Here is a 7,725-nt window from a genome sequence, read left to right on the forward strand (position 1 = left end):
CTATGCCGCTTGATAAAATATTTGAAATTCTAACAATTGGTACGCCACTACTCTTGAAACTTCCACCCTTAAATGCGAAACCACCACGTAGAGGAGCTATTTCTCCCAACCTACGCTGTTCCCAATCGTCATTAAACCCTGAAAAGCGAACTTCGGGTGTCATTTTTTTTTGTTTATTACTCATGTTTTTCCCCCTTCAAACGCTGAATATCTTGTGAAAGTGCTTTGAAATAATCTTCGTCCACTTTTGTTATCTCATGATTACTTTCCTGATACTTTTTGTATTCATCATCAACTTTTTTGTTCGCATTTTTTCGGCTGACTGTTCCTCGTCCTTCTAAGATATCCGCTCGTTGATAAGCTAAGTATCTATCTAATTCAGATTTCCAATCTGCCATAGTCATAGCTGTTTGTGTTTCCGCTTGATATTCCGCAGTATCTAGATATCCCGAAACAATCAAATTTAAGCGATTTAACTCTTTTTCATCTAAATAGTTTTTAGAAATGATCAAGTCAGATTTTCGTGGGTAATTGCCTTTATAATTGATAAGTCCTAAATTATTTTTACTTGCATCAATTCTTGAAAAGATCAATTCTGGAGCTGTTTTACCTGTGACAGCGTAAAGCATTTTATTTTGTACCGTTTGAAAAAACTCACGGGCTACTTCACTAGTGCCATCATAATCAATACTTGTTGCAAATATATCTAGCACTTGTTGATAGAACAAACGCTCACTTGAACGAATGTCACGAATCCGTTTTTGTAGGTTTTTAAAGTAGGTCAGATTACTGGTCAATTTCTCTGTATCCAATGCTGCACCAGTAATCAAATATTCTTTTAAGATTGTCGAAGCATATCTTCTGAACTGTGCACCACGAGCAGAACGTACGCGATAACCGATTGCTAGAATCATATCAAGATTATAAAACTTCACCTTATTAGTTTGCGTTTTTCCCTCTATAGCACCATGTGGAGTGGTTAGCAACTGATAGTTGCTAACCACTCCTTCACTTAACTCACCGTCTGAAAAAATAGCTTGAATATGTTTATTAATATTTTGTCTAGTTGTTTGAAACAATTCTGCAATCTCTAACTCAGATAACCAGACTGTCCCGTCTTCCAATCGAAGCTCAATTCTAGTTTGTCCGTCTTCAGTGTTATAAAGAATGATATTATTTTCCATCAATCCTTCTCCTCTCCAGGTCACTCATGAGAAAACACTGCCTTTGTTGCTTCTATCAAATCTCTTGAAGCATCTGTGACAGCCAGTTTATCTAACATCGCTAAAAATTCGGATTCAGCCTTTGCTATTTCCTGATTTAACTCCACCATTTCTTTACTCAATGCCACAATATCAATCGGTTCTTCTTCTTCAAATGTATCCACGTAGCGAGGAATATTTAAGTTGTAATCATTTTCTTCAATTTCCTCAAAACTAGCGACATGAGCATATTTTTCTACATCTTCACGTTTCAAATAGGTAGCCAATATTTTTTCTATATGCTTTTGTTCTAATAGATTTTGATTTTTTGACTTAGTAAAATCATTCGATGCATCAATAAACAATACATCTTTATTCTCTCGATTTTTCTTTAAAATAATTACAGTTGTCGGGATACTAGTATTTAGGAAAATATTCGCTGGTAAGCCAATCACAGTATCAATTGCGCCATTTTCAAGTAAGATTTTACGAATCTTTCCTTCTGCAGCTCCACGGAATAAGACACCATGTGGTAAAACAATGGCCATTACACCCGTATCTTTCAAATGATAGTAACCATGTAATAAGAAAGCAAAGTCAGCTTTAGATTTTGGTGCTAAAACGCCATACATCGCAAATCGAGGATCATCTAGGAAGCCTTTTTCAGCTGTCCATTTAGCACTGTACGGAGGATTCATCAGTACACCATCAAAGTTTGTCGGTTCTTCTGTTGGCCAATCGGCATCCAGTGTGTCGCCATTATGCAAATGTTGACTAGCACTATCTACTCCATGCAAAATCATGTTCATACGAGCTAAATTGTACGTAGAGGTATTTAATTCTTGTCCAAAATAGTTAATTGTTCCTGGTTCATTAGAATATTTTTTGGCATTTAGTAATAAAGAACCTGAACCCATAGTCGGATCATAAACACTAAAGCCTTTTTGATCTTCTTTACCTGCTAACACAATACGAGTCATCAGAGTTGAGACTGGTTGTGGTGTATAGAATTCTCCTGCTTTTTTTCCAGAATCAGAGGCAAACTGACCGATAAGATACTCATAAGCATCTCCCAATGCATCTCCCTCATGAGCAATATCAAGTGTAGCTAATTCTTTCATCACAGCTGAGATTGTTTGATTTTGTTTTTGAGGAGTTGCTCCTAATTTTTTTGAATATAAGTCAACATCTTCAAAAAGGTTTTCAAATAATTCACTGCTTTGCTCAATATTTCTAAAACCTTGTGCTAAATCTTCTAACTCAAATCTTCCTTTATGGATTTTTTGAACCAATGCTGTGAAGGTCAAATTAGGCTCTAAAGCATAGGAAAAATCATACTTTAGTTCTTCAATCAAATCATCTTTGAGTTCTTCATCTTCAAAGGCTTCTTCATACGTTTTTTGTGCATCGGTCAGATTATCTGCAGTCTCTTCCAAAAGATTTGCTGCATGATACAACATGCGATCTGATAAATATTTGTAGAAGACTAATCCCAATAAATAATTCTTATATTCATTTGCATCCATTTTTGATCGTAGAATATCCGCACTGTTCCATAATGCTTGATAAAGTGTTTTTGAATTTTGTTCTGCCATTCTATATAATCCCTTCACATATAATATTTATTTTGTATTAAAATCCATACTTCTCAATAAATAGGTAACATCCATATTTTTATCTTTTTTAATTCTTGAAACATTGCACGAAGTAACACTCCAAACTTGTCTTTTTCATTCCCATCATTTACCTCACGTGAATACTCAAATACTTTTAAAGCATCGAGAACTTTTTCACAGTCAAAAAAAGAAACAGGAATCTCATCAATTGTTTGTTGAAACTCTTGTGATAAAGGAAAATTTCTGTATTTAACAATATTTTTTAAAGTATCTTCTTTTTCTTGAATTATTTGAACTTTTTTTGATCGTAATCCTTCAAATATTGAAAGAACAAAATCAAAAAATTTGAAAAATATTTTATTGAGATAATTCATTTTCGCACACTACCTCTTTCTATATTTTGTATTATTCCTTTTGAAAATACATTACTCAATTTCATCTTTTTTTCATATAAGTTATTGAGTTTTATTTGTTGTTCATAAATTCCTCCGATTAGTGTTTGAACATCTAAATCCGGAAGAATTATTTGCATCTCTTTCAATTGAGAAATAGTTGTTTTTCTCATAAAGGATCCTTGCACATCTTGTATTAACTGTTTTTTACTATCCAAACTCTCATTAAACCAATAGAGAAAATAGGCTTTATCCAATAATGTATCGTTAATATCAATTTTTACAAAATTAGCATTAATAATGTAATTTGAATAAAAATTATTTACTTTTACGGCCTTAGCTCTATACAAATTTATTACCACATCATTTTCTTTCAAAGTAGGAATATCTTTTTCCGTAAAAATCTGATTAGAGCTAGTCTCATTGTCCATAAGTAAAGGATTATTATCAAATTGATCATTCTCATACAAATGGTACATTGGTTTGCGTTCTGAAGTTTCTTCAGGTTGTTCTTCCGAAACTCTGCTAATAATTATACCTGATTCAAAATCACATAGATCTCCTAAAATCATACAACATCCTCCTTTGTAATATTTTTATATTACAAAAAATCTTTATATACGCATTGTATTCTCTTCTTTACTTAATGTCAATACACTTTGGTAATATTAAAATATTACCAAAGTGTATTGCGTGGTTAAACATTGTTTAACATTTTTCTCAGAGGAAAATAAATTTTTAATTTCTTACTCCTATAACACTCAGATTAATGTAACAAAATCTATTCATTTTTACTGTTTGCTCTTCAATGATGGAGTCCAATTGAAGTAAGGAGAACCATTACTTATCCACACTAAAATTGTACTAATCTCCAACTACTTAAATCAAAACAAACGTACAACCTCAATCAATCTTTTTCAAAATAAAAGGTATCCAATATATACGTAGTGACTGGAGTGACATATAACTCATACTAAGCCACAAGTTCGGTGATTTTTTCTCCATTAATTAAAGTAATAACTCTCGTTCCAATACGTGAAGCAGCAATAGCATCTCGTGTAAAGTCTGATGTTGTAATAAAAATCCCAAATTCTGCATTAAATTTATCCATTGCACCACGAAACTTATCTATTTCTGGAGAAGATACTTTTCCTTCCCAACGTTTTGCCTGAATTGCTACACGTGTCGTGCGGAAATCATCTGAAGTAATATAGCCAAAACCATCAATACCACCATCTGCCACATAACTAATTCCTATTTTTTCATCAATATCTACACCCATCGCATTGACTAAACTTCTAGAAAAAAGCTCAAATTTTTTAGGTGGCATTTTTTTTAGTGCGCTTAATAATTCTTGTTCCCACTGATCCTCATGCGTATTAATAAGCTCTTCTTCAACAACTTCATCGTCAGCATCTCCAATTACTTTTTCTTTTTTCTTCTGAGACTTTTCCAAAAAAATCGGCTCAGAAATTGTTCGAACTAGCTTTTCGCTATTAAAATTAATTAAAGAAGTATTTCTTCCTTTTTCTGTTAACTTAATACTCCCCCGATTAGGTATGCTAAGATAGTTTGCATATACTAAGTGCTTAATTGAAAAATTAAACTGATAATTAAATGGTTTGTAAGTGTTTCCTGTACGTTCAGAAATTTTTTCAAAGTCAATATAATCCTCAGGAATTGTTTCAGAAGTTTCTTTTAACTCTTTGATTACTTGCTTTCTTGTAGCCAATCCACCTAAACTCCTTAAACAACGAATAATTTCTGGCATCAAAAGATTTTCTCTTTCCAATAAAGGAACATTCATAAATTCAGGTTCCCAAATATTTTGCATATTCAAATCAACCTTTCTAATTCTTCTCTATGTAATTAATGATATCACTTTCTTTTTAACAATACTGTGAAATTACAAAAAAGAACTTTTTCACTTCCAAATTAGATAAATCCTAACACAATAAACTAAACCATTAGGCCTGTTTTATTCTAGAGAAACCATACAACAACCGTAGTATAGATCCCACTTGATAATCCACTCCACCCAAACATATACATCTGATCTAAAGATTCTTCCTTTTTCTTTATTACCAGTATACTTTCATAGTCTTTCAGAAAATATGATCAATGATTCTTTAAAAGATACAGAAATTCTCTTTTTATATTTTCATTTATTTTAAAAATTATAAAAAAGCACCAATATTCAAAACTATTCAAAAGAAGAACGAAAGGTTGTTCTATTGTCATTTTAAGCAACTTCCTTTATAATTTTGATAAAAGAAGTGTTGGAAAAAAGGGGGGATCACTATGTATACTAGTCAACGTAGAGAAAAAATCTTAGAGATCTTGCAGGATAGAGAGTCTATTTCAGTCAACGAATTAACTGACATGCTGGATGTGTCTCAGGCAACGATTCGTTCTGATTTGAATTATCTTAGTAAAAACAATCTTTTAGTACGTACTCATGGCGGTGCAATGCGTTCAAAAGAAGATGAATCACTCAAATTTGATAAAAATTACGATATCAGAAAGCAAAAAAACATTGAGAAAAAATATGAAATCGCTAACAAAGCACTGCCTTATCTTCAAGACGGTGAATGTATCATCCTTGATGCAAGCTCCACTTGTTATGAACTTGCTAAATTGATCAATCAATCTGATTTAAAAATTACTGTATTGACCAACGGACTGCGCACTGCAACTTTATTAAAAGAAAACTTTAATTTAACAGTGATTTTGATTGGTGGTGTAGTCAAAGGGGCATCGAATGCTATCGAAGGGATTTTAGGGATGGATATCCTAAAAAAAATCAATATTGATATTCTCTTTACCTCAGCGTATGCCGTGTCATCTGTAGAAGGATTGTCTGATTTTAATTTGTATGAAGTAGAATTGAAAAATCGCTTAGTTGAAGTAGCTCCCAAAGTAATTGCTTTGGTAGACAGCACCAAATTTGAAAAACGATCTATTGCCACTTTTGCGACCTTGGATCAACTCAACTTACTGATCACAGACAATCAATTGTTACCTGAGATCAAAGAACACTACAACGATTTAGTTATTATTGAATAATAAAAAAACTTCGGCAGAAAATTTTGCCGAAGTTTTTATCTAAAATTCTATTCATCTGTTATTTCTGCACCTCATCCAATATCGCTCTTACTTCATCCGTAGACTTGGTATTCATCAATCTCACACGCAAATCGCTTGCTCCCGGGAAACCTTTGACATAGATTTTAAAGAAACGGTGCAAGCCAACGATCGAACGTGGCACTAACTCTGCGTACTGATCTTGCAAGTCCAGTTGCATTCTCAAAAGCCCTAACAATTCTTCAGGCGAATGCTCTCGAGGTTCTTTTTCAAAGGCATAGGGACTTTTAAAAATGCCACGACCAATCATAATACCATCCACGCCATATTTTTCAGCCAATGCTAAGCCCGCTTGACGGTCAGCAATGTCGCCATTGATCGTGATCTTCGTTTGTGGTGCGATGCGGTCACGAATCGCCATAATTTGCGGAATGACTTCGTAATGAGCATCGACTTTACTCATCTCCTTACGAGTACGTAAATGAATCGACAAATTGGCGACGTCTTGCTTCAAAATATGCGTGATCCAGGCTTCCATCTCTTCCAGATCCTTAAATCCAAGTCGCGTTTTCACACTGACAGGCAACCCTCCAGCTTTCGCCGCTTCAATCAATTCTGCTGCCACTTCAGGACGCAGAATTAAGCCACTACCTTTACCACGATCGGCAACGTTTGGCACCGGACAGCCCATATTGATATCGATTCCTTGAAAGCCCATTTCTGCCATACCGATACTCATTTGGCGGAAAAATTCTGGTTTATCGCCCCAAATATGCGCCACCATTGGCTGTTCATCTTCCGTAAAGACCAAACGACCACGAACACTTTGGATGCCATCCGGATGGCAATAGCTATCTGAATTTGTGAACTCTGTAAAAAAGACATCCGGTGCTCCCGCTTCTTTGACTACATGGCGAAATACGACATCCGTCACATCTTCCATCGGTGCTAATACGAAAAAGGGCTTCGGTAACTCTTCCCAAAAATTTTTACTCACTGTATATACTCTTCCTTCCGTTGTGCTCGAGTCCTCGAACAACACTTTACAAAAACATGATTATTATACTAGGAAAGACAGGCATATGCAAAAAAGCTGGCTTCTTTCATCCTTTACTCAACTTTCCCTATCAAACAATCATCACTTATCCTATACTAAAGAAAAAGAGAGGACTGACACTAATGGATATAAAAAATTCAGACGAAGAATTTCTACTGGAAGCACTGGCTTTGGCTGAATCAGCCGTTCAAAAAGGAAACGAGCCTTTTGGTGCCGTGTTAGTGAAAGATAATCAAATCGTCTTCACTGAATATTGCGAACGAATAGAGCCACCTGTGCGGAAAAATGAGCCAGTGAATGCGGACAATAGCGCCACCGAATGCGGACAAGGGAACCACATAAATAATTTAGCTAACAATAGAGACCTTCTGTAT

Annotated in this window: 6 protein-coding genes and 3 pseudogenes; 2 read left to right on the top strand and 7 right to left on the bottom strand. The window is 34.5% G+C overall.

Features of this window, described 5'->3' with window-relative positions:
- The 6 genes and pseudogenes from ACWODM_RS15985 to ACWODM_RS16010 all read right to left on the bottom strand — a co-directional run.
- Window positions 1-184, bottom strand: a pseudogene (locus tag ACWODM_RS15985) (restriction endonuclease subunit S); the annotation flags it as partial.
- A complete protein-coding gene (rhuM, locus tag ACWODM_RS15990) occupies window positions 177-1,184 on the bottom strand; it encodes a RhuM family protein (RefSeq protein ID WP_455322326.1) in 1,008 nt (335 codons plus the stop codon). The pseudogene ACWODM_RS15985 and the gene rhuM, both read right to left, overlap by 8 nt.
- Window positions 1,185-1,204: 20 nt before the next feature.
- The gene (locus tag ACWODM_RS15995; protein WP_455322327.1) at window positions 1,205-2,797 is read right to left on the bottom strand and encodes a type I restriction-modification system subunit M; all 1,593 of its coding nucleotides are present in this window, start codon (window positions 2,795-2,797) and stop codon (window positions 1,205-1,207) included.
- 53 nt (window positions 2,798-2,850) lie between these two features.
- Window positions 2,851-3,192, bottom strand: coding sequence for a hypothetical protein (locus ACWODM_RS16000; protein ID WP_455322328.1), 342 nt, complete (start codon window positions 3,190-3,192; stop codon window positions 2,851-2,853).
- Window positions 3,189-3,782, bottom strand: a complete 594-nt coding sequence (locus ACWODM_RS16005) for a restriction endonuclease subunit S (protein WP_455322329.1) — start codon at window positions 3,780-3,782, stop codon at window positions 3,189-3,191. The genes ACWODM_RS16000 and ACWODM_RS16005 overlap by 4 nt, the downstream gene beginning before the upstream one ends.
- Window positions 3,783-4,117: 335 nt before the next feature.
- Window positions 4,118-5,017 (bottom strand): annotated as a pseudogene (locus tag ACWODM_RS16010) (restriction endonuclease).
- 494 nt (window positions 5,018-5,511) lie between these two features.
- Here ACWODM_RS16010 and ACWODM_RS16015 point away from each other — a divergent pair.
- A complete protein-coding gene (locus tag ACWODM_RS16015) occupies window positions 5,512-6,276 on the top strand; it encodes a DeoR/GlpR family DNA-binding transcription regulator (protein ID WP_455322330.1) in 765 nt (254 codons plus the stop codon).
- A 58-nt stretch (window positions 6,277-6,334) separates the two neighbouring features.
- Here ACWODM_RS16015 and ACWODM_RS16020 read toward each other — a convergent pair whose 3' ends face one another.
- Window positions 6,335-7,291 (bottom strand): tRNA dihydrouridine synthase, encoded by a 957-nt coding sequence (locus tag ACWODM_RS16020; RefSeq protein WP_455322331.1) that lies wholly within the window; start codon window positions 7,289-7,291, stop codon window positions 6,335-6,337.
- 182 nt (window positions 7,292-7,473) lie between these two features.
- Here ACWODM_RS16020 and ACWODM_RS16025 point away from each other — a divergent pair.
- A pseudogene (locus tag ACWODM_RS16025) lies at window positions 7,474-7,725 on the top strand (hypothetical protein); the annotation flags it as partial.

It is taken from the genome of Enterococcus olivae (assembly GCF_053760925.1).